The sequence below is a fragment of the Thermococcus sp. MV11 genome, from assembly GCF_012027285.1.
Classification (GTDB): Archaea; Methanobacteriota_B; Thermococci; order Thermococcales; family Thermococcaceae; genus Thermococcus; species Thermococcus cleftensis.
In genome coordinates, this window is record NZ_SNUD01000011.1 from 1 (window position 1) to 449 (window position 449).

The following is a 449-nucleotide window of genomic DNA, read 5'->3' on the forward strand; positions in this document are numbered from 1 at the left end:
TGATTCAGGATAAACTGAGACAACCTTATCGGAGCCGTAGTAATTTAGGGAAGTCAGAAACACCTGATCGGGCGTCGAGAGCATCACAGGCATTGCCAAAAGCCCAGCGGAGTTCACCTTCTTCTCAACCTCGATGTCGTTTCCGGCACCTTCGACGTATTCCATGAATGCCGTCGAGTGAAGCAAGCCCACAGATTCATCATCAAAGTACTCCTCTGAAAGCCTCTTGTAGAGGTCGTTGAGTGCAACCCTGAGCGGGAGCGTGTAAACGAGCTTGCCTCTGCTCTTTGCCCAGAGAACGCCAAGTTCGGTCTTTCCAGATCCTGTGGGTGCAACGACGACGAGGTAGTCCGAATCCTTTCTATTGAGCAGCTTCTTCTGCCAGAGTTCTTCGAGAGTGAGTCCTGTCTTCCTCAGCTTCTTCTCAATTCTTTCCCTGATCCTCTCCT

General features: G+C 50.8%; 1 pseudogene. It reads right to left on the bottom strand.

What is annotated here, in order from left to right:
- Positions 1-449: pseudogene (locus E3E27_RS10595) on the bottom strand (hypothetical protein); the annotation flags it as partial.